Genomic DNA, 23,481 nt, shown 5'->3' with positions numbered 1-23,481 from the left:
CGCTTAAAAATGAAACCGGTTTCAGAGGTAAACAACAATGCATAAATACCCCGTCTCCATCAGCCTTTCCAGCTACGGCGCCGACCTGGTCCGCCAGCAAGGCCAATTGAGTTTTGTCGAACTGCTCGCCGCTGCCGGTGCCCAGCGCATCGAATGGCGTGAAGAGCTGCTCACCCACGAACAGCCCGCCGAACTGGCCCAGGCCGCCGCGCAGCATGACTTGCAATCGGTCTTCTCTTCGCCTCTGGAACTGTGGGTCGCCGGCCGCGCCCAGCCCAGCGGCGAACTCGCTGCCACCCTCGACCGCGCCCAGGCGTTCGGCGCGCGCTGGCTGAAAGTCTCCCTCGGCTACTTCACCGACACCAACGACCTCGACAGCCTGCACGCCCTGCTCAACCGCCACCCGGTCCGGTTGCTGGTGGAAAATGACCAGACCCTGCACGGCGGGCGCATCGAGCCGATGCAGCGTTTCTTTACCGAAGTCGAACGCCTGGGCCTGCCGGTGAAGATGACCTTCGACATCGGCAACTGGCAGTGGCAGGACCAATCCGCCCTCACCGCCGCGCGCCTGCTCGGCCGGCATGTGGATTACCTGCACTGCAAGGCGGTGGCCCGCCGCGCCGACGGCAAACTCGTGGCCCAACCGCCCGGCGCCACCGACCTGCACCTGTGGGAACAATTGCTCAAGCACATGACTCAAGGGATTACCCGGGCGGTGGAATTCCCGCTGCAAGGCGCTGACCTGATCGCGGTCACCGCGCAGCAGGTCGCTGCCCTCGCCCACCTTGGCCAACCGTGTGCGGAGAACGCCCATGTCTGAGATCGATATTCTGTCGTTTGGTGAAACCATGGCGATGTTTGTCGCCGAGCAAACGGGCGATCTGGCCCAGGTCGCGCAGTTCCACAAGCGCATTGCCGGGGCCGACAGCAATGTCGCCATCGGCCTGTCACGCCTGGGTTTCAACGTGGCGTGGCTGAGCCGCGTGGGCAATGACTCACTCGGGCGCTTTGTGGTGGATACGTTGCAAAACGAAGGGCTGGATTGCACGCACGTCGCCGTTGATCCCCTGCATCCGACCGGCTTCCAGTTCAAGTCCCGCGAAGAAGCCGGTGCCGACCCGCAGGTGGAATACTTCCGCAAGGGCTCGGCGGCCAGTCACCTGTCGGTTGCGGCGATCAGTCCGACCTTGCTCAACGCTCGCCACTTGCATGCCACCGGGATTCCGCCGGCGTTGTCCGAGGCGACCCGCGAGCTGTCGGTGGAACTGATGACACAAATGCGCAGCGCCGGGCGCAGCGTGTCGTTCGACCCCAACCTGCGCCCGTCGCTGTGGGCCAGCCAGGCGCAGATGATCCGCGAGATCAACGCCCTCGCCAGCCTCGCCGACTGGGTCTTGCCGGGCCTGGGCGAAGGCCGCCTGCTCACCGGCTTCGATGACCCGGCGGATATCGCCGCGTTCTACCTCGACCGTGGCGCCGAAGCCGTGGCGATCAAGCTCGGTGCCGACGGCGCTTACTACCGCACGCACATGGACCAGGGTTTTATCGCCGCCGTGCCCGTGGCCAAGGTCGTCGACACCGTGGGCGCCGGCGACGGTTTTGCCGTGGGCATGGTCAGCGCCCTCCTGGAAAACCTCAGCTTCCCCGCGGCCGTGCAGCGCGGCAACTGGATCGGCAGCCGCGCCGTGCAAAGCCGCGGCGATATGGAAGGTTTGCCTACCCGCACAGAGTTACCCGTTCAAGCCGTTGCCTAACCCACTACCTGTTGCCACAACTACAACAAGCTCAGGAGCAACCCCATGGAAACCGTGAAACTCGCCACCCGCCGTTGGTGGTACATCATGCCCATCGTATTTATCACCTACAGCCTGGCCTACCTGGACCGCGCCAACTACGGCTTCGCCGCCGCCTCCGGGATGGCCGAAGACCTGATGATCACCCCCGGCATGTCGTCGTTGCTGGGGGCGCTGTTTTTTCTCGGTTACTTTTTCTTCCAGGTGCCGGGGGCGATCTACGCGCAAAAGCGCAGCGTGAAGAAGCTGATCTTTGTCAGCCTGATCCTCTGGGGCGGCTTGGCCACGCTGACTGGCGTGGTGTCCAACGCCTACATGCTGATCGTCATTCGCTTCATGCTCGGCGTGGTCGAAGCCGCCGTGATGCCGGCGATGCTGGTGTACCTGTGCCACTGGTTCACCCGTGCCGAACGCTCGCGGGCCAACACCTTCCTGATCCTCGGCAACCCGGTGACCATGCTGTGGATGTCGGTGGTGTCGGGCTACCTGGTGCAGCATTTCAGCTGGCGCTGGATGTTTATCATTGAAGGTCTGCCGGCCGTGCTGTGGGCGTTTATCTGGTGGAAGCTGGCCGATGAGCGTCCAAAGGATGCCAAGTGGCTGAGCGCCACTGAGAAACAGGACCTGGAAACCGCGCTGGCCGCCGAGCAAGTCGGGATCAAGGCGGTGAAGAACTACGCTGAAGCATTCCGCTCACCCAAAGTGATCATCCTGGCCCTGCAATTCTTCTGCTGGAGCATTGGCGTGTACGGCTTTGTGCTCTGGCTGCCGTCGATCCTCAAGCAAGGCTTGCAGATGGACATGGTCGAGGCCGGCTGGCTGTCGGCGCTGCCCTACCTGGCGGCGGTGATTGGCATGCTGGTGGTGTCGTGGGGCTCGGACAAGCTGCAAAAACGTAAACGTTTTGTATGGCCGCCGCTGCTGATCGCCTCCATCGCCTTCTACGGTTCCTACGCACTCGGCGCCGAACACTTCTGGTGGTCCTACACCCTGCTGGTGATCGCCGGGGCCTGCATGTATGCGCCCTACGGCCCATTTTTTGCCATTGTCCCGGAGATCCTGCCGGCCAACGTTGCCGGGGGCGCCATGGCGCTGATCAACAGCATGGGCGCCCTCGGCTCGTTCGGCGGTTCGTACCTGGTGGGTTACCTCAATAGCAGCACCGGCTCGCCCGGCGCCTCGTACCTGCTGATGAGCGGCGCACTGCTGCTGTCGGTGGTGTTGACGATTTTCCTCAAGCCCGGCGCCATCGACCGCGCTCCGGTGCAAACCCTCGAATTGAAGGCCAAGACCGCATGAAAAAGTCTGTCGTGTTGTACAAAAAACTCTCCGCGCCCTTGATGGCCCGCCTGCATGAACAGGTCGACGTCACGCTGATCGAAGCGCTGGACGCCAGCGGCCTGGCCAAGCTGCGCGACGCTCTGCCCGGTGCCCACGGCCTGCTCGGCGCCAGCCTGCGCCTGGACGCACAACTGCTGGATCTTGCGCCGCAGCTGGAAGCGGTGGCCAGCGTATCGGTAGGCGTCGATAACTACGACCTCGACTACCTGACCGCACGCGGCATCCTGCTCAGCAACACCCCCGACGTGCTCACCGAAACCACCGCCGACACCGGCTTCGCATTGATCCTCGCCACCGCCCGGCGTGTGGTCGAACTGGCCGACATGGTGCGCGCCGGCCAATGGAACAAAAACATCGGCCCCGCGCACTTTGGCAGCGATGTACACGGCAAGACCCTGGGCATCATCGGCATGGGCCGCATCGGCGAAGCCCTGGCCCAGCGCGGGCATTTTGGCTTTGGCATGCCGGTGATCTACCACAGCCACTCGCCCAAGCCGCTGGTGGAACAGCGCTTTGGCGCACAGTACCGCAGCCTCGCGGATTTGCTGCAACAAGCGGACTTTGTCTGCCTGACATTGCCGCTGACGGCAGAAACGGAAAAGCTCATCGGCACCAAAGAGTTCGCGCAGATGGGACCGGACACGATCTTCATCAACATCTCGCGGGGCAAGGTGGTCGACGAAGCCGCGCTGGTGGAAGCCCTGCAACAACGCACGATTCGTGCGGCGGGGCTGGATGTGTTCGAGCGTGAGCCGCTGAGTCACGACTCACCGTTGCTGCGCTTGAACAACGTGGTGGCAACGCCGCATATCGGCTCGGCGACGCATGAGACGCGGGAGGCGATGGCCAAGTGTGCGGTGGATAACCTGCTGCAAGCGTTGGCCGGGGAAAGGCCGAAAAACCTGGTGAACGGCGCAGCCTGGAAGCAATAACCACTGACACACTGCTGAAAAACTGTGGGAGCTGGCTTGCCTGCGATGGCGGTGGTTCAGTCAGCGATGTACTGACTGACAGATTGCTATCGCAGCGGTGCGGCGACCCGACAAGCCAGCTCCCACAAGATTATGCGGCGCTACACCTACTGTGCAGAGCTGACAAGCTGTGAGAACTGACAGTAGCGAGGCCTGGTAAACCTCGCTTCAATTGGCATTGACATCCCTTTGAACAGGAGCGAGATGACATGCCCACTTCAAAAAAGGCCGCAAAGGCACCCACGCTGGAAACACCGGTCAAGGTCATACTTCCCGAGGGTATTCCGCAGATTGGCGTGACCAATGAATACCTCAGACAGCATAAAAACACCTTGCCGGTGACCATCCCCGTTTATGCAGGGCAAACCCCCGGCGATACCATTGGCCTGTGCATCGGCGGCCCCGATGAAAAGCCGCTGATTGTGGTCACCGTCACCCACGCCGACCAAGAGACCGTGATTCCGGTTCCCGCAGCGCTATTGCACCTGTTCGCCGACACCGTGCACCTGATCTATTACAAAATCTGCACGCCGAACTCGAAAGGCGAATTTCTGCGGTTGCACCTGAACCCACGGATGCACTGACACACCCCTGTAAAAACTGTGGGAGCTGGCTTGCCTGCGATAGCGGTGGTTCAGTCAATGATGCATTGACTGACAGGTTGCTATCGCAGGCAAGCCAGCTCCCACAAGGGTTATGCAGTGGCGGTTAGATCACGAACCTGGCCACCATCCCATTCAGATCCACCGCCAGGCGCGACAGCTCATGGCTCGCCGCGCTGGTCTGGTTGGCACCCGCCGCCGACTGGGTCGCCAGGTCGCGGATGTTCACCAGGTTGCGGTCCACTTCGCGGGACACCTGGGCCTGTTCTTCCGAAGCGCTGGCGATCACCAGGTTGCGCTCGTTGATCAGGCTGATGGACTGGGTGATCTGCTCCAGCGCGACACCGGCGGCGCGGGCCATTTCCAGGGTGGTTTGCGTGCGCTGATTGCTTTGCTGCATCGATTGCACGGCCTCACCGGTGCCGTTCTGGATACCGGCGACCATCTTCTCGATCTCCTGGGTCGACTGCGCCGTGCGATGGGCCAGGGCCCGCACTTCGTCGGCCACCACCGCAAAACCGCGCCCGGCCTCACCGGCACGCGCCGCTTCGATGGCGGCGTTGAGCGCCAGCAGGTTGGTCTGTTCGGCAATCGCGCGGATCACGTCGAGCACCTTGCCGATATCACGGCCTTGGGTGGCCAGGCCTTCGATCAACACGGAGGTGTTTTGCACATCCTGGGTCATGGTCTGGATCGCGCCGACGGTTTCCACCACACGGTCGCGGCCTTCACGCGCCGCCTGGTTGGACTGGCTGGAGGCCTCGGAGGTGGACACCGCATTGCGCGCCACTTCTTCCACCGCCGCCGTCATCTCGTTGACCGCCGTGGCGGCCTGGTCGATTTCGTTGTTCTGTTGTTGCAGGCCTTTGGACGCCTCTTCGGTGACCGCGCTCAGTTCTTCTGCCGCAGAGGCCAGCTGGGTGGCCGAGCCGGCGATGTGCTGGATGGTCTGGCGCAGGTTGGCCTGCATGGTGCCCAGGGCGCTGAGCAGGCGCGCCGGCTCGTCCTTGCCATCGTCTTCGATGACTTTGCTCAGGTTGCCACTGGCGATGGTTTCGGCCACTTCCACGGCTTTGCGCAAGGGCGTGACGATGCTGCGGGTCAGCAGCCAGGCCAGCAACACCGTGAGCACGGCGGCAACCACCGACACGGCAATCACCCCGGTGATAGCGCCCTGATAACTGTGCTCGGCTTCAGCGTCAGCCTCCTTGGCGTCGGCCGCGTTGATAGCGATCAGTTTGTTCAACTGCTCGCCCATCAGGTCAGTGCCGTCCTTGATCCGCGTATTGATCAACAGGCGCACGTCCTCGACCTTGCCTTGCTTGGACAAAACCAGCATTTCGGCCTGGGCCTTGAAGTAGTTGTCCAGGGTGGTGACGAAGGTTTTGTACAGCGCGGCTTCCTCGGGGCCGGCGGGCAGCGCCGCGTAGCTGGCCTGGGCCGCCTTGACCTTGTCGCCCAGCGCGCTCATGCGGGTTTCAGCTTCTTGCAAAGCGGCCGGCTCGCGGTTGACCAGCACGCGAAACGACAGGATGCGCAGGCGCAGCACGTTTTCCGTGATGATGCCCAGGGACGTGACGCTGGGTAGCTGCGTGGCGCTCATGTCCACCGAAGACTGGCGTATCTGCGTCATGCGGTTGACCGCAAACACCCCTAATAAAATCACTAGCAACGCAATGAAGGCGAAACCGAGAAACGCGCGTGGGGCGATATTCAGCTGACGAAGTGACATAGGGGGGGGTGCTCTCAGAAGTAGTGTTTGCGAGCGTCCCTGCCGCGAAACGATCAGCCAGCGTCAACGCGCCGTACGGACCTTTGGTCACCACTGTTATGGTTGGAATGTGGGCCTATACGAGGTATCGGCAGGCTCGGCAGATTTATGCAGGGTGTTTATAAATATTTTTTTACACTTCTGACGCTAGGCAGTTTCTGGCATCCTGCGCCTCCATTTTCTGACCCGAGCCCGCATTTTGTCTGACGCTCAAGCCCCCCGCCCCCGTTATAAATCCGACCTGATCTACGGCCTGGAAGACCGCCCGCACTTTGCCGCCGCGATTTTTGCCGCGTTGCAGCACGTGCTGGCCAGTTTTGTCGGCATCATCACGCCCACCCTGATCGTCGGCGGTGTGCTGGGCCTGGAAAGCGAAGTGCCCTACCTGGTGAGCATGGCGCTGTTTGTGTCGGGGCTGGGCACCTTTGTGCAGGCGCGCAAGTTCGGGCCGATTGGTTCGGGGCTGTTGTGCCTGCAAGGCACCAGTTTTTCGTTTATCAGCGTGATCCTCAGCGCCGGGTTCATGGTCAAGGCCCGGGGCGGGGGCACCGATGAGATCCTGTCGACGATCTTTGGCATCTGCTTTTTCGCCGCGTTTATCGAAGTGGTGCTGAGCCAGTTCATCGGCAAGCTGCGCATGCTGATCACCCCGGTGGTCACCGGCACCATCATTACCCTGATGGGCTTGTCACTGATCAAGGTCGCGGTCACCGACATGGCCGGCGGCTATGGCGCCAGCGACCTGGGTGCGGCCGGCAACATGGGCCTCGCGGCCCTGGTGCTGCTGACCATCGTGGTCCTCAACCGCTTCAGCAACCCGTTCCTGCGCCTGGGCTCCATCGTCATCGGCCTGACCCTGGGCTTTGTGGTGGCCTGGATGATGGGCCGCGTGGACATGGCGGCATTGCCGCACGTGCCGTTGATCAGCGTGCCGGTGCCGTTCAAGTACGGGTTTTCGTTCGACTGGGTAGCGTTTATCCCGGTGGCAGTGATCTTCCTGATTTCGCCGTTGGAAGCGGCCGGTGACCTGACGGCCAACTCGATGATTTCCCAGCAGCCGGTCAAGGGCCCGCTGTATATCAAGCGCATCAAGTCGGGCCTGTTGGCCGACGGTCTGAACTCGGCGATGGCCGCCACCTTCAACAGTTTGCCGATGGTGACCTTCGCGCAGAACAACGGCGTGATCCAGCTGACCGGCGTGGCCAGCCGCTACGTCGCCTACTTTATCGCCGGCCTGCTGGTGCTGCTGGGGCTGTTCCCGGTGATTGGTGCCGTGCTGCAATTGATGCCCAAGCCGGTACTCGGTGGCGCCACCCTGATCATGTTCGGCACCGTCGCGGTGGCCGGGATCAAGATCCTCGCCGAAGCCGGCCTGCACCGGCGCAACGTGCTGATCGTGGCGATCTCCCTGGGCATGGGCCTGGGCGTCGCCGCCGTGCCGGAAGTGCTGCGCGACCTGCCCAAGGCGCTGCACAACATCTTCGAATCGCCGATCACCGTGGGCGCATTCTGTGCAATCCTGCTGAACATTTTCCTGCCGGAAGAGTTCATAGAACTGCACGAAGATGAATTTGATCCAGAGTCCTCTACCCTCAAAGTGATGCAGGACCCGGACGCCACGAAATAAGGAACAGGTTTTATGCGCAAGCTCATGGTTCTATCGTTACTGCTGCTGACCCTGAGCGCCTGCGCGCTGTTCCCCAACCGTGACCCGGTGAATATCAATGTGGTGGGCATCGAGCCCCTGCAAAGCCAGGACCTGGAAGTGCGCTTTGCCGTGAAATTGCGGGTACAGAACCCCAATGAAACGGCAATCGACTACAACGGCGTGGCCCTGGACCTGGAGGTCAACGGGCGCCCGCTGGCGTCGGGCGTGAGTGACCAGACCGGGAGCATCGCGCGTTTTTCCGAAACCGTCCTGCTGGTTCCTGTCAGCGTTTCCGCATTTTCCGTGTTGCGCCAGACCCTGGGCCTGAGCCAGACCCAAAGCCTGAACAACCTGCCCTACGTGCTGCGGGGCAAACTGGCGGGCGGCCTGTTTGGCACCCTGCGCTTTGTCGACCGTGGCACCCTGGACCTGCCGAACACCGCCACCTGGTAACTGCCATGCAACCCACCTTGTTCACCGAACGCCTGATCCTGCGCCCGCTGACCCTGGACGACGCCGCGGGCATCCAGCAGCAGTTCCCCCACTGGGAAGTGGTGCGTTACCTCAACGCCCTGGTGCCCTGGCCCTACCCGGCCGACGGCGCCCTCGACTACCTGCAACACGTCGCCCTGCCCGCCATGGCCCGGGGCGAGGAATGGCACTGGTCGATCCGCCTGAAAAGCGCGCCGGAGCAGTTGATCGGCAATGTCAGCCTGATGGATGAAGTGGATAACCATCGCGGCTTCTGGCTTGGCCCGCAGTGGCAGGGGCAAGGCCTGATGAGCGAAGCCAGTGCGGCGGTGACCGACTATTGGTTTGGCGTGCTGGAGCGGCCGCTGTTGCGGGTGCCGAAGGCGGCGCCGAACCTGGGATCGCGGCGGATTTCCGAGCGTGAGGGAATGCGATTGATCAGGACCGATGAAGGCGAGTTTGTGGAAGGAACATTCCCACGGGACATTTGGGAAATGACCCGCGAGCAATGGCTGAAATCCCAATCCCCCAGCCAATAAAAATCCAATGTGGGAGCTGGCTTGCCTGCGATAGCGGTGTGTCAGCTTGCACATCCTTGGCTGATACACCGCTATCGCAGGCAAGCCAGCTCCCACTTTTTTAATCTCTGTTTCAGTCAGTGATATAGCGCACGCCCGGTTTGGCGCGTTCATCTACAACCAACTCGAACACATCCGGCCGGGCGTAGTGCCCCACCACGTCATAGTCATACCGCGCGCGCACCAACTCGTCGGTGTCGATCTGTGCCGTCAACAACCCCGCCTCGCCCACCAATGGCCCCGCCAGAATATCGCCCATCGGCCCGACAATCACGCTGCCACCGGCAATCAACGGACGCTGCGCCGGCCAGTTGGCGATCTCCACTCCCAACGCCGCAGGAGACGCCTGCACCTGGCACGCGCTCACCACAAAACAGCGCCCTTCATGGGCCACATGGCGCATGCTCACCTGCCACATCTCGCGCTCGTCCACCGTGGGTGCACACCACACCTCGACGCCCTTGGCGTACATCGCCGTGCGCAGCAGCGGCATCATGTTTTCCCAGCACACCGCGCCGCCGATGCGCCCAACTGCGCTGTCGAGCACGGGCAAGGTCGAGCCGTCGCCCTTGCCCCAGATCAGACGTTCGGTGCCGGTGGGCATGAGTTTGCGGTGCTTGGCCACCAGGCCGCCCGTGGGCTCGAAATACAACACGGTGCAATACAGCGTGCTGCCACTGCGCTCGATCACGCCAATCACCAGGCTGGCACCGGTGCGCGCCGCCAGGCCGGCCAAGGCCTCAGTCTCGGCGCCCGGCACATCGATGGCGTTGGCGAAATACCGCGCAAAGGCTTCACGACCTTCCGGCAGGCGATAACCCAGTTGTGTGCCAAACCCTTCGCCTTTGGGATAACCACCGAGCAACGCCTCGGGCATCACCACCAGTTGCGCGCCGCTGCGCAGGATCTCGTCTTCATAGCCGAGGATTTGCGCCAGGGTTTCAGCCTTGCCGCCGGGCAAGGCTCCGATTTGCAGGGCCGCTACTGTGGAAACAGGCATCTCGATCACTCCGGATAGTGGGGGTTGCCCATTCTCCCGCTCACCGCGATCATGAATAAAGCCCACTTCAGTGCTGAATGATATGAGCCAAATGAATATCGACAAGATCGATCTCAACCTGCTGAAAACCTTCGAAGCCCTGCACGATGAATCCAGCGCCAGCCGCGCGGCGTTGCGCCTGGGGGTGACGCAATCGGCCATCAGCGCAGGGCTGCGGCGCTTGCGCGTGGTATATGGCGACCCGTTGTTCGTGCGCACCGGGCGCGGCTTGGCGCCCACCGTGCGGGCCAACCAGTTGAGACCGGTGATCAGTGAGGCGCTGGCCCGTTGCCGGCAGAGCCTGGCCATGGTCAATCCGGATAACCAGCAATACGAGGGACGGTCGGTGGTGCTGGGCCTGTCCGATGACTTCGAGATCGCCTACGGGCGCCGGCTGATGGCGGCCATCGCACAGCGGGCCCCCAAGCTGCGGGTGATCTTCCGCCAGACCCACAGCCAGATCGTCGCTGCCGCCCTGCTCGACCGCAGCCTGGACCTGGCAATTACGGCGGGCGGTTTTGCCCAGGGTCGGTTAAGCCGCCAGGTGCTGGGTGAAGGGGATTATCGTTGCCTGCTGGACTCGGACCAGGCAAGCATTGACCTGGACGAGTTCGTCACGCGCGAGCATGTGCTGGTGTCGTCCGGCGGCTTTATCGGGATTACCGATGAGGGGCTGGCAGCGCAAGGGTTGAGCCGGCACGTCTGCGCCTCCACCAGCCACTTCGCCGCGTTGCCGTTTCTGCTCAAGGGCAGCCAGGCCGTGGCGACCATTCCCGGGCATGCGGCCCAGGCCATCGCCGAAATGACCGGCCTGCGGGTATTGCCCTGCCCGCTGGCGCTGCCGCGTTACCCGGTGGAGTTGGGCTGGCGCACCCAGGCGCAGTTGGACCCGCTGTTGCGCAAGGTGCGTGAGGCGATCGTGGCGAGCTTTACTTGGCCGCCGCCATCAACTTGTTGACTTCACTGCGCACCATGTTGGAGAACTCCGGCGGCGACATGCCGTCGAGTTCCGCGCGCACCCACTCGGCCCACTTGCCCTTGCGCTTGGCGCGCTCGCCGAACAACCGCGCCGCTTCGCCCTTGGCCTTGCCCAGGTTGGTTTGCCACAGGTCATAGAGGCGGGACTTTTCATCTTCCAGCTCGGCGCGTTCGGCGAGGGTCTTGTTGGCCAGATTGAAGCTCATGTTGAATTACCTGCTGCACAAATAGGCGACATCTTACACTGTAGGTCGAATTTTCCTGATTCGGATTTAGCGCAAAAGCGCCGGCCGGGAAAAAAACTGCAACTTTTGCCGACGCCCGACACTCCATTGTTCACTGTCACATTCACTTGCAAGGAGTCACCCCATGGCCCGCAAAACTGCCGCCCAAGCTGTCGAGGAACAAATCAAGGATCAAGCCTTCAGTGAACTGACGGCGTTGATCGAAGAGTCGGACAAACTGCTGAAAAGCAGCGCCGCGCTGGTGGGTGAAGAAGGTGAAACCCTGCGCGAACAGGTCGCCATCAAGCTCAAGCAAGCCCTGGACTCGGTGTCCAGCGTGCGCGAGCGCAGCAAGCCGGTGGTGGATGCCACCGAAACCTACATCGGTGGCCACCCTTGGCAGACCGTGGCGATTTCCGCAGGCTTCGGCCTGGTGGTCGGCCTGCTGCTGGGCCGTCGCAACTGAGTACAACCGGCTGTGCCCTGGGCGCAGCCTTTTTTTAGCCGCTTGCCAGCGCCCGCAGGCGGTGCAAGTCGTCGGCATCCACCACAATCCCCTCTTGCTCGGACTTCGCCCGCGTGCGATGACGCCGATCCCCCGGCAGCCTCCGCAACCCCGCCGCATGCATCTGCCGCACCAGTTCCTGGCTGCGCTCGGCGAACACCTGGCCACTGGTCTTGCTGGGGTCGATCACGATCAGCAATTGCCCGGTCCAGGGCGTACGCGCGCCGGGATGATCCGACCAATCGAATTCGAACGAGAAATTGCCCCCCGTCAACGCCGCCGCCAGCAACTCGACCATCATCGACAGCGCCGAGCCCTTGTGCCCGCCAAACGGTAACAAGGCACCGCCTTCGAGGATCGCCTTAGGGTCTTGCGTCGGTTGGCCCAGGCCATCGACGCCCATGCCCGGTGGCAGGCGCTCGCCTTTGCGCGCGGCGATTTGCACATCCCCGTGGGCGATGGCACTGGTCGCCAGGTCAAATACGATCGGCAAGCCATCGGCACGGGGCGCGGCGAAAGCAATCGGGTTGGTGCCGAATAGCGGCCGGTCGGCGCCATGGGGCACCACGCACGTCATGCTGTTGACCACGCTCAATGCCACCAGGCCTTGTTCGGCGAAGGGTTCGACATCCGGCCACAAGGCGGCGAAATGATGGGAGTTGTGGATCGCCAACAGCGCGATACCGGCGCTGCGGGCCTTTTCCACCAATAACGGGCGGGCAGCCTCAAGCGCCACCTGGGCAAAACCGTTGCCGGCATCTACCCGCACAAATCCTGAGGCCACATCCGTGACCTGGGGCACTGCCCGACCATTCACCCAGCCGCTGGCCAGGGTGCTGATATAGCCGGGAATACGAAAAATGCCATGGCTGTGGGCGCCGTCGCGCTCGGCGCTGGCGCAGTTGTGGGCGAGGATTGCGGCCACCTCGGGCGAAGTGCCGTGGTGCACAAACACCTGTTGCAGCAACTGCGCCAACTCAGTGAACGCGATGGACAGACGAGAACCCTCGATTATCTTGGACGGCGTAGACATCTGAAGCTCCGATTTTATGATTGGAAGGCGCGACAAGACGAGAAACCCAGGCCCGTGATTAAACAACGCGCCCGCCGCCTGCTGTCAATCGACGTTTGCCAGCCCGGTGGTTTTGGCAGCAGTTATCTACCCCCGCACCGCCATCCCTCCCGCCTAACCTGCCGCTCAACCCAGTGCCACTTTGGCCCAGACGGAGAGCAGCCCATGACCAGCCTGAACCCCCCGTATTTTTTTGATGAGTACCAACGCCCGATTACCAGAAAGCAACCGACCGAACGGGAGCGCGCACTGGGGTTGGCCCTCGAAGATATCAACTGGCTGGACACGGTCTATACCGCAAGCCATGAAGGACGCAGCGACCGCACCGTACCGATGGTCGTCGAGACACTGAATATAAGTCGGCCGGGCACGCCGGAAATACCCTTGGCCGGCGCTTTCATGATGAGCCCTACCCCTGGCGACAAGAAGGCGGTCCTCTATACGCCTTACGCCGGTCTGGAGGTTTTCCTCAACCGGGCCGAATGCCTTTCAAACATTACAGAACGCTTGAAAATACCATCGCAAAATACTGAATTAATTAGATTTTTATCAATAGAACAGCGCAACACGTTTGACCACGGCAGCCCCTTCACCCTGACCACAGCAACCATCAAAGGCGGGGTATTCGAAGACCAGGAAACCACCCTTGAGGCCAACCAGGCGGACAACGTGCAACGCATGCTAGACGAGTTGCGCACGATCCCGACACTGCCGGAAATGATGGAGGGAGTGCTTGATGTGTTCAGGCTCGCCGACTTCCCCGACCTTGACCATCGAGACACCCGGGTCAACAGTTTCATACCGACGACGAATCACAATGGTAACGGTGTCATGCGCTGGGTTGAGTCGGCAAGCCTGGGGGAAACCGTGCTGCAGTACTACGTGAACCAGGCATGGCCGGCCAACCGCACGCGCACCTTCAGCAACCCGAAACATGACAAAAGCCGGTTTACCGAGGCCCAGCATAAAACAGACGTGGCGCGCTGGGAGGGCCTGGTCCAGCAAACCGCCGGAATCCTCTCCAAACTGCTCAACGCCTTGTTGCAGACCTGGTGGAACGAACCCCTCGGCCGAAACAAGTCGCCTTCGGGGCAGTCGCGCATGGACCTGTTTACCCAAGTCATGAGCGATAAGTTTCGCAAGGATCTGCTGCTCAAGCGTCAGAGCCGCGAAGGGATTGTCTCGGCCACGGAAGCCCGCAACCTGCTGGCCATCTTCCTCCCCAGCCAGGCTGAGCGCAGCGCGTGGCATGACACCTTGCGTATCGAAAAAGTCAGTCTTTCCGCGCCTTATCAGCACTCTGTGGAACTGGCCGCAACCCTCTTGATCAGCGACCAGCACGCGTACCTCTACACCCAATCGCGGGGGTTGCAGGTACTCAAAGACGTCGACGACCTGAACAAAACCTTGTTGAGCATGCTTGACGCTGCCCACTACCAGGACGAGTTGCTCAATTACCTGTCATTGGACGAGCGCAGCCTGTACCTCGCCATGAAAAACCTGCATATCCGCGGGCTGCCGTTTGAGGGCAGTGTGTTTGGCGAGATGGTCAGCGACATTCACGCCAAGCAACTGAGCAACCTGGAGCACGCACTCGCGCTCTATCGCCGCAGCAATGGCACGGTGGACCTGACGGCGTTGCTCGACTGTTCGCTGGACATCCGCCACATGCTCGACAGCCGCCTGCTCAAGCTTGACACCGCCGGGCGCTGGAGCCTGCACCCGGTCACCAGCGGCAATGGCCGGCCATCCACCGTGCAGGCCGAGCGCGCCAAACTGCACCTGGCCGCACTGCACCCGCACGAAGAGCGCATGGTCGCGCAACGGGCCGGGCACCCGACCCTGCGCAGCATGGCCACAAAAGCCTTGAACGAAGAAATAAAGGCGCAGTTCTTGTACCAGGATGCCAGTGACGTCCACGTCAACACCTACGCTACCGAGGCGCGAGACCTTGAGGATCGTGCTCCGCAGTCGTCGCTGAACATGGTCGAGTATTTCATCCAGCACCTGGCCGACGCCGACGGGGCGATCCGCAAAACGCCGCACATCGGCTATTACCGCGCCCCCCAAAAAGGCGTTTCCGTGCGCTGGCACAATCTGGACGACCGCGTCTTCGAAGCCATCATCGGCAAGGTCCGCCGCGACTTCTTGAAACACGATGTGCGTGCGCTGCCCCGTCGGTTTCTGGACAGTCATGGCGCGGACATGATCAACGCCCTGATGCAAGGACTGCGCAGCGAAGCCGAACTGCGCCTGCTCAACCACACCCTGAGCCCGCACCACTTTGCGATTCTGGACACCGTGCTGCGCCCCGACAGCATGACGCGCGACAAGCGCCACGGTTATCAAGGCTTCCTGCCGGACGCCTTCGAGTTGACACTGACCGTCAACGCGGACCCAACCCCCGAGCCCCTGGCCAACTGTTTTGTACTAACTGAACGCGGCGGCCTCGATCCCCAGCTCTCGGGCGCGGTCGTGCTGTGGACCCCTCAATCCGGCTATGAACCGTTCGCCTCGTTGACCGACCTGCTTGAATCGCTCAAGCAGCGCCTGAACCACGGTGAACGGCGCATGGCCCTGTTGCAGAACTTGCCCATCAGCCTCGGCGCCCCCCATCAGACCTACCACCTGGGGCCGCTGCAACGCATCGACGGGCATTTCCTCGAACACTGCCTGCACAGCAACTTCCGGCGTGACCTGGATGCCATCGACCACTGGCTCTCGATGTCGCTGGCGCCGACGCAACTGCAGGAGCGCCTGGATGACGTGTTGCGGCGAATGGCACCGTCAAATATCGGCAGGGCAAAAGCCATCGCCAGCGCCATTGTCCAGCAACATACGCTACCGGTGTGGCTGGGGATGGCCTCGATCGGGGACCAGTTGCTGCACGCCGAACTGCTTGAGCAGTACCGCCTCAGCGCGCCGGACAACCAGGACTACCTGCATGGCCTGCCAAACTTGCGCGAACACGTGGCAGGCACGCTGACGGCGCTGCTCAAGGCGCGCTACCCGGATGATGCGCTGGACCCGGAAGACATCCTGATCCCTGCACGGGTGGTCCTCAATGGGCACCCGCAAAGCCTGACCGATTTCGCCATGCGCCACCTGCCAGACCTGCGGCCCGCTGACCTCACCCCCAAAGCGCGCGGCAGCAGGCCCTTACCCACATCATTGGATGGCAGTGCGGTGGTGCAACTGGTGCGTCAGTTGGATATCAGCACAACCTTCAGTGCGCTGCTCACCACCCACTTGACCGCCGACACCGACGACGCCCGCAAGCGCCGCGATCTGTTTTGCCAGCAATTGCCCTGGCAGGTGCTACGCCACGCCCATGAAGAAAAACTCGAAGAACGCCTGAGCGTGTCGGCCTGGGGGTTTATCCAGCAGATCTTCGACATGCCCGACGCCGTTGCCCGGGACGCCGTCAGCGGTGCCACGGCGATGATCCGCCCCCTGGAACTGATGATCACGGCCGGAGCGACGCCCTCGAAGGTGCTCGGCGTCTACTTAATAGGCCCGAAGGACGGTGCGACGGGCCCGTTGGTACTCTACGCGCCGTACTCCCCGATGAACGTTCTAAAGGAGTACGGCACGCCGGAAAAACTCCTGGAAGACATCAGCAGCGACGGCCCGTTGCAGGACTGGGTCATCAGCCAGATGGGCGATCCCGATCAGGCAACCTTCCGCCATTTTTTCCAGGCATCGGCAAGCGGCGCTGCAGACAAAGAGGATGCCGCCGAACGCATCGGCCTGGCCTCGAATCCGATCAGGGGCCACCTCTTGCGACAGGTGTTCCACGACAATGCCGAGCAGTTGATCAGGATGCTTGCCTGCCAGTTCGAAAAAGCCGGCAAGCACCAGTGGCATGGCATCATCAGCCTGTTTCGCGAAGGCATTCCCGTGTCGCTGCAGTTCATTGCAGGCAAGCTCATGTACCCGTTGGTGGTGTGGCGCAGCTACAAACTGTTCCAAACCTCTGCCGAGCAATTGCAAGAGCAGCACTTTGGCGAAGGCCTGCGCCTGTTTATCCAGGGTGTCGCGTCGCTGGCGTCACTGCGAAAGCAGCTCGATGAGTCGATGTCCCCTGATCCTGTGCCCGACACACCCGCCGCTGCGGAAGGCCCCGCACCGGCCATCACGGCTGACCGCCTGGACATGACAGATCCCCTGCGCACGCAGCTGCGCCGGTTTGAGGATGTGGCAGTGGCGCTCACAGACCTGCCGTTGGACCCGCACACCCAGGTGTACACCCAACCGGTCAACCACCGTACTTATGTGCCCGTGGCGGGCAGGGTCTACCCGGTCGCAAGAAGCGGCAGGTACTGGCGGGTGAGCCTTGCCCGGGAGTTGGGGCCCTATGTCGAACGCAACGCACAGGGCCAATGGGTGCTGGACCTGTCCCTGCGTGAGCCGCGTTTCGGGCCGACGCTGTCGCGCTTGCACCAGCAGGCCGTTACCCGGCGAGTCCTGGGGGCGTCCATCAATATCGAAGCGCAAGGGCTGCCGGCCATTCGCGGGTTGGACCTGGACAAAGGGCTGCACATCGACCGGGCACTCAACATCGCGCTGTATTACACCATTACCTGCGGGCGCAACCTCGCCGCTTTTGCACCCCGACGCGACCCCAATTCGAGGGTTGGGCGCATTCTGAACGAGATGTTCGGGATTCTCATGTTCAGCCCTGATCAAGTGGAAAAAATACGTGCACGTGTCAGGGAAATCGAGAACGGGCTGAGTGCCGACGATCTGCTGAGGATGGATTCGGGCCGATTCGTGTGTGGCGAAGCCCGCTGGAGCGCCAATAAAACCCTGGCTTTTGTAATACCTGATGATGCCGAGCGGAATATCTATTTGCTGAACCTGTTCTTCGATCCGGGCATGAACCGCTACTACGCGGGAAACCTGAACGCCCCTTTCGACATCGATGACCACGTACGAGCCACCACCCTGATTCATGAGATGAGCCATCTGGTCTCGCAGACCGAAGACATTGCCTACATGGACGCTCCGCACCCCTTTCTGGATCTGATCAGCCGCGGCACTCCAGACAGCCTGAAAAAGTACACGACCCTCAGCAACGTCCAGAGCACAGCGCTGTCCGTACTGACACCTGCAACCATGCTGTTCAAGTCCTGGGATGATTTATCCCAGCGCTGGGAGGACCTTGGCCAGACCGGCTCGGCCAAAGTCCGTGACAAGGTACTGCACCTCACAGGCGCAAGGACACTCGACGATGCCCGGCAAACGTTCATGAGCGATCCGGACCGCCGGCTGGACATCATCCTGGCGAATGCGGACTCGGTGACATACCTGATTACCCACGTGGGCAGGCAGTTGGACTGACCCTGCCCCGTGGGGTCTATCAGTCTTTCTGGTCGCGCAGGATATTGCCGGAGGCACCATCGATACGGGCTTCGTACACGGTGCCATCGGCTTTGCGCCCTTTGACTTCCCAATAGCCATTGTCGTCCGCTTCGGCCGCATAGACCTCAACGTAACCGGCCTTGGTCTTGGCCACTTCAATGGCTTTTTCGATGGTGATCCAGCCCGCCCCCGGCTTATCGGCCAGGGCCGCACCAGCGCTGAGCAGCGCGGAAGTTGCACACAGGGCGACTAAGGTTTTCTTCAGCATTTTCGTACTCCATTGTGGGAATGTCCTAAACGCTTAGGTGCATTCAAACGAGAATAAGTTCCAATTGTCGTGCAATCACGGTGATGGCAGTTCTCGCCCCCTCCTCGGGAGGTTAGAATGTGGGAAATCAGGACGTTTAAATGACAGAAAAGTCTCTTTCAGAAGCCGAATATGACGCCATCACCGACGCCGCCGCGCATTGGTGTATGCGCTTGCATGCGCACGACTGTACACCCGTCGAGCGTCAGGCTTTTGAACAGTGGCATGATTCCCATCCACTGCACGCCTTTGAATACGCGGCGATGCTGGAGATCTGGGACGTTGCCGACCACCTGCCACGCCACGAACCCGCGTCGGTCGTCGTGCCCTTCGCTCCCCGCCACCGCCTGCGCAATTACGCGGTAGCGGCGGCAATCTGCCTGGCGGCCTTGCCACTGGCGGCGTTTACCGGCTGGGAAGCGGGTTGGTTGCCGAGCTCCTATGAGCGCTTCGAGGCACCCGCCGGGTTGCGCCAAGTGACCTTGGACGACGGCAGCCAAGTGGAACTGAACCTCGGCACCGAGCTGGTCTACAGTAACTACAAGGACCAGCGTCGGGTCACCCTGAAAAAAGGCGAGGCCTTCTTCAAGGTCAGCCATGACAGCGCCCATCCGTTTATCGTGCAGGCCGGCGACGGTCAGGTACGGGTGACGGGCACGCAGTTCAACGTCTGGAAGTATGAAGACCAGGTCCGCGTGATGTTGCTTGAAGGTTCGGTACAGATCGCCAGCGACCGGGTGCACGGCAGCGTGCCGCTGACTCCGGGAATGCAGGCCAGTTACCGCCAGGGCGATGCGACCCCGCGGATCAACGCGTTCAACCCCAATGACACGGCCCTGGCCTGGCGCCAGGGCAAGCTGGTGCTCGACAACCTGGCGCTCGCCGACGCACTGCCATTAATCAACCGCTACCTGAAAAAAGCGGTGATGCTGGCCGATGCCAATACCGGCACGATCCGTATTGGCGGTATCTACAACATCAATGAGGTCAACAACCTCGTCCCCTCGCTGCCCAAGGTTTTGCCGGTGTACCTGACGCAGAACCAGGATGGCAATCCTGTGCTGAATTCCATTCCGCGTAAAACGCCGAAAGGCTGAAGCCCTGCCGGCAGGCCAGGGCTTTTTTGTGCCTGCGGTGTCCATTTTTGAAACACACCCCTCCTCTGTGCCGCCCACGCTGGGCGGATTCATCATTTTGTCATCGGCAGTGTTACGCCACTGATACAGCCAGGTGAAGCGCTTCAGTCATGGCCGGGTATGCCCGGCTGAACGGCGACTGTCTCAGCGCTGAAACAGCACGGCCGCGATTTTTTCGCGCACCAACTACAACTCATTGAATAAAAACAATAATTAAAAAGCGGCACGGCTTCTGCTCTATCCCTTACAGCGCTGTTTAGGGTCAGCGCGAAGAATAAGGAATGCCGCCGTGATCACATTCACTCAAGGTTCGATGAACGTACTGCTGATCAGCTGTGTACTCAGCGTTGGCATCAGTGCTCCGACCCTGGCAGGCGACGGCATTATCGTGACCGGGCGCAATGTGCAAGCGCACATGGCGGGTCGCGCATCGTTCGGTCCTGATCCTTATCCCCAAACCGCCAACGTCAATCCCAGCCGCGAAATCCATGACGCCCTTTCCGGCGAACTGAGCGACCGCGACTTCGGCAACGTCAGCAGCGGCTTGAGCATCACCCGCTCCCTCCAGCCCAACGGCAACCTCTCCGGCTTGAGTGCCACGCAAAACAGCATGTCCACGCTCGGCGCTGGCGCAGCCGCCAGCCGCAGTGGCGCCAGCAGTGGCGGCATGGGTGGGCAGATCAGCGACTCGATCCAGCGTGGCTTGGCGCCCCTGAACAACCTTGGCGGCATGATGGGGGGCAAACAATGAAACGCTCCCTGCTCATCCTAGCCCTGCTGGGCAGCGCCTCGGCGATGGCCGACAACACCGCCGTCATCAACAACAGCGGCAAAGACTATAGCGGCAACGTAATGATCAACCAGGCCGCGGGCAACCAGCAGCAAACGGCCAACAACCGCGCCGTTGCGCTCGGTGGCCAGGCCACCACGAGCAATATCCAGAACATGGACGGCAAGGTCGATCCCTCTCTGAACGCCAAGGCAACGATCGAGGGCAACTCTTTTACCAATGGCAACGGCATGTTGGGTATCAACCAGTCCGCCGGGGCCAATAACCAATCAGTCAATGCGGTGCGGATCAGCGTCAACCCTGGCCCGCAAAGCATCGACGACAGCGTCCTGTTGCAACAGAACACGACGACGCTGGCAACCGACTCAGGGCTCACCCCCACCACTGGCAGCCGCCAGGTCGTGACAAGCGACCAGGCCTTCACAGGCAGCCGAGGAGTGATTCAGGTGAACCAGAGTGCAGGGGTGGGGAACCGAGTGGCTAACACCCTGGGCATCACTATCAAGTAACTGCTTGGTAGCACTAGTTAGACCGTACCAACACTTAACCAACTAATTAGAAGCAAGGAGAAACACCATGAAACCTCAAATGGCTCTGAAACCAATGGTTTTCGCTCTCGCCGCACTCATGGCTGCTGCTGCTCAAGCAGGTGGTGGCTGGCACCCTGCGCCTCAACCAACCGGTGTAGTTGCCTCGGTGGTGACCGATGTGCAAAACAGTGGTGGCAACAAATTCGACGACACCAACACCGAAAATAACGCCTCTGCCGATGGCTCGGTGAGCGGCAACAGCGGTAACGTCGGGGTCAACAACCAAGCCGGCACTGGCCTCCAAGCAGACAACTCTGCCGCCATCTCCAGCGCCAAAGGTGACTTTGCAACTGTGTTCGCCGTGGTCGACGTCAATCAAAACAGCGCGCTGAACAACTTCGTCAACAAAGGCACCCAAAACAACGCATCGCTGGATAACTCCCTCAACGGCAACTCCGGCAACTTGGGTTACAACGGTCAGGCCGGTCAAGGCAGCCAGGGTAAAAACAACCTGGCAATCACCACGGCTGATGGCAAAAACATCGCAGCGGCCGCCAACACCGAGCAAAACTCGCTTGGCAACAGCTACCTCAACACCGCAGTCAGCGGGTATGGCCATCACGGCAAACCTCAGTACGTGTCGAACAACTCCAGCCTCGACAACGCGGTTAACCGCAACTCCGGTAACGTAGGTGTGAACCTGCAATCCGGTGCCGGCAACCAAGGCAGCAACAGCCTGTCTGTAGGCCAAGGTTGCAGCGTTTGCCAAAGCGGCGTTCGCTTCTGATGCAACAAGGGGCCTTGGCAACAAGGCCCCTTTTTCTTATTCAAGTGTCCAACAGGTCATACGATCATGCGCCTCGCGACCCTCACCCTCTTGATGCTGCTCACCGGCCCGACCTGGGCAGGCACCATGGCGATCTCCGCCATGCCTGGCGGTGCAGTCATCTACAAGAAGGTCGAGAGTATCCGGGAACGCAAGTTCGCCAACCTGGTGGAACAGAAAACCGATTTCAGCTGCGGTGCTGCGGCACTCGCCACCATCCTGCGCCAGGGCTATTGGCTCGACGTAGACGAAGAACACGTGATCAAAGGCATGCTGGTCAACGCCGACCAGGACCTGGTGCGTACCCAGGGTTTTTCCATGCTGGACATGAAGCGCTACCTCGAAAGCATCAACATGCGCGCCCGGGGCTACAAGATCGGGCCAGATACCCTGGCGACCTTGAAGATCCCTGTGGTGGTGCTGCTGGAGATTCGTGGCTACAAGCACTTCGTGGTACTGCAGCGTTCTGACAAGGACTGGGTCTATATCGGCGACCCGGTGCTGGGCCATAAACGCTACTCACACGATGATTTCGTCAAAGGTTGGAATGGCATCGTCTTCGCCGTGCTGGGTGAGGGTTACGACAAGGCCAACGCTCTGCTCGACCCGCCCCTGCCGTTGACCGCCAAGAACCAGTTGAATGAGTTCAGGCCCATAGGCGATGCCGAGCTGATGGACTTCGGTTTCATCCAAAGCGACTTCTTCTAAGAAGCGCAATAAGGGGCAGGACGCTCCAGGAGCAAAAGATGAACACTTACCGTTGGCTGACGGTCATGTGCCTGGCAGCCTCAATGCCCGCTTATGCTTCATCGGCGTTCAAACCGATTGAACTCAAGGATTCGGAAATGGCCGAGCTGCGCGGCCGTTATGTGATGCCGGGGCGAATCATCAGCTTTGGCATTGTCATGAGCAGCACCTTCAAAGATGCCGCCGGAAACATCATCACCGGCACGGCCAACATGCAGGTCGACTCCTCCACTGTCACCCCGCAATTTTATGTACACACCTACGGCTCTTCGGGTACGGGCACTGGCCAAGGCCCCGGCACCGGCACGGTGACCGGGGGCGCTGGTTTGGGCAGCGGCCAGGGCGTGACGCAAAGCGTACGCGCCGCCGGCGATGGCAACACGGCCTACAACAATGTCGGTATCAGCGTGACTGAAAATGGCTTCGCTCCCGCCAATGTCGTGCAATCCGGGGAAGTCCTCCTCGCAGGCGGAGTCGTCAGGAGCACAAGCGCGGCAGGTGATATCGCCGTTTCGGCGAAAAACGGCGGCCTGCAAATGGCGATTCAAGCCAAGAACAACCAAGGCAACAGCCTCCAGCAGATTGGCGGCGGCAATGTGGGCCAGGCGATTCTGCTGACCGGCAACGGCAACTTGGTCAACAACATGACCCAGCTCAGTGTGGTGATGGGCAATAACGCACTGAACAACCCAGCGCTGAACTGCAACCTGGATCAACTCAAAGGCCTACGCGCACTCGGTTATTGAACTACGCTGACCCTCGACACTTTCGCATTAGAAAAGGACGGC

Annotated in this window: 22 protein-coding genes; 17 read left to right on the top strand and 5 right to left on the bottom strand. The window is 61.2% G+C overall.

Annotated elements, in window-relative coordinates; genetic code table 11:
• Window positions 1-37: 37 nt before the first annotated feature.
• The 5 genes from B348_RS0124335 to B348_RS0124315 all read left to right on the top strand — a co-directional run bounded on the left by B348_RS0124335 (window position 38) and on the right by B348_RS0124315 (window position 4,689).
• A complete protein-coding gene (locus B348_RS0124335; protein ID WP_017738639.1) occupies window positions 38-820 on the top strand; it encodes a sugar phosphate isomerase/epimerase in 783 nt (260 codons plus the stop codon).
• Window positions 813-1,754: a sugar kinase gene (locus B348_RS0124330; protein ID WP_017738638.1), complete on the top strand. Its 942-nt coding sequence runs from the start codon at window positions 813-815 to the stop codon at window positions 1,752-1,754. Before B348_RS0124335 ends, B348_RS0124330 begins: the two co-directional genes overlap by 8 nt.
• Window positions 1,755-1,799: 45 nt before the next feature.
• Entirely contained in the window at window positions 1,800-3,092 is a 1,293-nt protein-coding gene (locus B348_RS0124325) for an MFS transporter (protein WP_017738637.1), read from the top strand.
• Window positions 3,089-4,066: a D-glycerate dehydrogenase gene (locus B348_RS0124320; RefSeq protein WP_017738636.1), complete on the top strand. Its 978-nt coding sequence runs from the start codon at window positions 3,089-3,091 to the stop codon at window positions 4,064-4,066. The genes B348_RS0124325 and B348_RS0124320 overlap by 4 nt, the downstream gene beginning before the upstream one ends.
• A gap of 248 nt (window positions 4,067-4,314) precedes the next feature.
• Window positions 4,315-4,689: a hypothetical protein gene (locus B348_RS0124315; protein WP_017738635.1), complete on the top strand. Its 375-nt coding sequence runs from the start codon at window positions 4,315-4,317 to the stop codon at window positions 4,687-4,689.
• A 124-nt stretch (window positions 4,690-4,813) separates the two neighbouring features.
• Here the strand turns inward: B348_RS0124315 and B348_RS0124310 are convergent, their stop codons facing one another.
• The gene (locus B348_RS0124310; protein ID WP_026137029.1) at window positions 4,814-6,439 is read right to left on the bottom strand and encodes a methyl-accepting chemotaxis protein; all 1,626 of its coding nucleotides are present in this window, start codon (window positions 6,437-6,439) and stop codon (window positions 4,814-4,816) included.
• Between the two features lie 238 nt (window positions 6,440-6,677).
• Between B348_RS0124310 and B348_RS0124305 the strand changes: the two genes are divergently transcribed.
• Genes B348_RS0124305 through B348_RS0124295 form a run of 3 tightly spaced genes read left to right on the top strand, consistent with a single transcriptional unit; the run spans window position 6,678 to window position 9,136 of the window.
• Window positions 6,678-8,105, top strand: a complete 1,428-nt coding sequence (locus B348_RS0124305; protein ID WP_017738633.1) for a nucleobase:cation symporter-2 family protein — start codon at window positions 6,678-6,680, stop codon at window positions 8,103-8,105.
• 12 nt (window positions 8,106-8,117) lie between these two features.
• Window positions 8,118-8,579, top strand: coding sequence for an LEA type 2 family protein (locus B348_RS0124300; RefSeq protein WP_017738632.1), 462 nt, complete (start codon window positions 8,118-8,120; stop codon window positions 8,577-8,579).
• Between the two features lie 5 nt (window positions 8,580-8,584).
• Window positions 8,585-9,136, top strand: a complete 552-nt coding sequence (locus B348_RS0124295) for a GNAT family N-acetyltransferase (RefSeq protein WP_017738631.1) — start codon at window positions 8,585-8,587, stop codon at window positions 9,134-9,136.
• A gap of 112 nt (window positions 9,137-9,248) precedes the next feature.
• Here B348_RS0124295 and B348_RS0124290 read toward each other — a convergent pair whose 3' ends face one another.
• A complete protein-coding gene (locus B348_RS0124290; RefSeq protein WP_017738630.1) occupies window positions 9,249-10,175 on the bottom strand; it encodes a carbon-nitrogen hydrolase family protein in 927 nt (308 codons plus the stop codon).
• A gap of 91 nt (window positions 10,176-10,266) precedes the next feature.
• On the opposite strand from B348_RS0124290, the gene B348_RS0124285 reads away from it, so the two are divergent.
• Window positions 10,267-11,172, top strand: a complete 906-nt coding sequence (locus tag B348_RS0124285; protein ID WP_017738629.1) for a LysR family transcriptional regulator — start codon at window positions 10,267-10,269, stop codon at window positions 11,170-11,172.
• Here B348_RS0124285 and B348_RS0124280 read toward each other — a convergent pair.
• On the bottom strand, window positions 11,144-11,398 hold the full coding sequence (locus B348_RS0124280; RefSeq protein WP_003190904.1) for a hypothetical protein: 255 nt from the start codon (window positions 11,396-11,398) through the stop codon (window positions 11,144-11,146). The two genes, B348_RS0124285 and B348_RS0124280, sit on opposite strands and share 29 nt — an antisense overlap.
• 163 nt (window positions 11,399-11,561) lie before the next feature.
• Between B348_RS0124280 and B348_RS0124275 the strand changes: the two genes are divergently transcribed.
• Window positions 11,562-11,882 (top strand): YqjD family protein, encoded by a 321-nt coding sequence (locus B348_RS0124275; RefSeq protein WP_017738628.1) that lies wholly within the window; start codon window positions 11,562-11,564, stop codon window positions 11,880-11,882.
• 34 nt (window positions 11,883-11,916) lie between these two features.
• On the opposite strand, the gene B348_RS0124270 is transcribed toward B348_RS0124275, so the two are convergent.
• Window positions 11,917-12,954 (bottom strand): Ldh family oxidoreductase, encoded by a 1,038-nt coding sequence (locus tag B348_RS0124270; RefSeq protein WP_017738627.1) that lies wholly within the window; start codon window positions 12,952-12,954, stop codon window positions 11,917-11,919.
• 204 nt (window positions 12,955-13,158) lie between these two features.
• Here B348_RS0124270 and B348_RS0124265 point away from each other — a divergent pair, with 204 nt between their 5' ends.
• Window positions 13,159-18,336, top strand: coding sequence for a dermonecrotic toxin domain-containing protein (locus B348_RS0124265; protein ID WP_017738626.1), 5,178 nt, complete (start codon window positions 13,159-13,161; stop codon window positions 18,334-18,336).
• A 19-nt stretch (window positions 18,337-18,355) separates the two neighbouring features.
• Here the strand turns inward: B348_RS0124265 and B348_RS0124260 are convergent, their stop codons facing one another.
• Window positions 18,356-18,625, bottom strand: coding sequence for a PepSY domain-containing protein (locus B348_RS0124260; RefSeq protein ID WP_017738625.1), 270 nt, complete (start codon window positions 18,623-18,625; stop codon window positions 18,356-18,358).
• Window positions 18,626-18,765: 140 nt separating this feature from the next.
• On the opposite strand from B348_RS0124260, the gene B348_RS0124255 reads away from it, so the two are divergent.
• From B348_RS0124255 to B348_RS0124230, 6 genes are all read left to right on the top strand, one after another.
• Window positions 18,766-19,761 (top strand): FecR family protein, encoded by a 996-nt coding sequence (locus B348_RS0124255; RefSeq protein ID WP_017738624.1) that lies wholly within the window; start codon window positions 18,766-18,768, stop codon window positions 19,759-19,761.
• A 352-nt stretch (window positions 19,762-20,113) separates the two neighbouring features.
• The gene (locus tag B348_RS0124250; protein WP_017738623.1) at window positions 20,114-20,551 is read left to right on the top strand and encodes a hypothetical protein; all 438 of its coding nucleotides are present in this window, start codon (window positions 20,114-20,116) and stop codon (window positions 20,549-20,551) included.
• On the top strand, window positions 20,548-21,099 hold the full coding sequence (locus B348_RS0124245; RefSeq protein WP_017738622.1) for a hypothetical protein: 552 nt from the start codon (window positions 20,548-20,550) through the stop codon (window positions 21,097-21,099). Before B348_RS0124250 ends, B348_RS0124245 begins: the two co-directional genes overlap by 4 nt.
• A 67-nt stretch (window positions 21,100-21,166) precedes the next feature.
• Window positions 21,167-21,907: a hypothetical protein gene (locus tag B348_RS0124240; protein WP_026137028.1), complete on the top strand. Its 741-nt coding sequence runs from the start codon at window positions 21,167-21,169 to the stop codon at window positions 21,905-21,907.
• A gap of 66 nt (window positions 21,908-21,973) precedes the next feature.
• A complete protein-coding gene (locus tag B348_RS0124235) occupies window positions 21,974-22,654 on the top strand; it encodes a C39 family peptidase (RefSeq protein WP_017738620.1) in 681 nt (226 codons plus the stop codon).
• 38 nt (window positions 22,655-22,692) lie between these two features.
• Window positions 22,693-23,439: a hypothetical protein gene (locus B348_RS0124230; protein WP_017738619.1), complete on the top strand. Its 747-nt coding sequence runs from the start codon at window positions 22,693-22,695 to the stop codon at window positions 23,437-23,439.
• The last annotated feature ends 42 nt before the right edge of the window (window positions 23,440-23,481 follow it).

This window comes from Pseudomonas sp. CBZ-4, from assembly GCF_000346755.1.
Classification (GTDB): Bacteria; Pseudomonadota; Gammaproteobacteria; order Pseudomonadales; family Pseudomonadaceae; genus Aquipseudomonas.
This window is presented reverse-complemented; position numbering and strand designations above follow the sequence as displayed.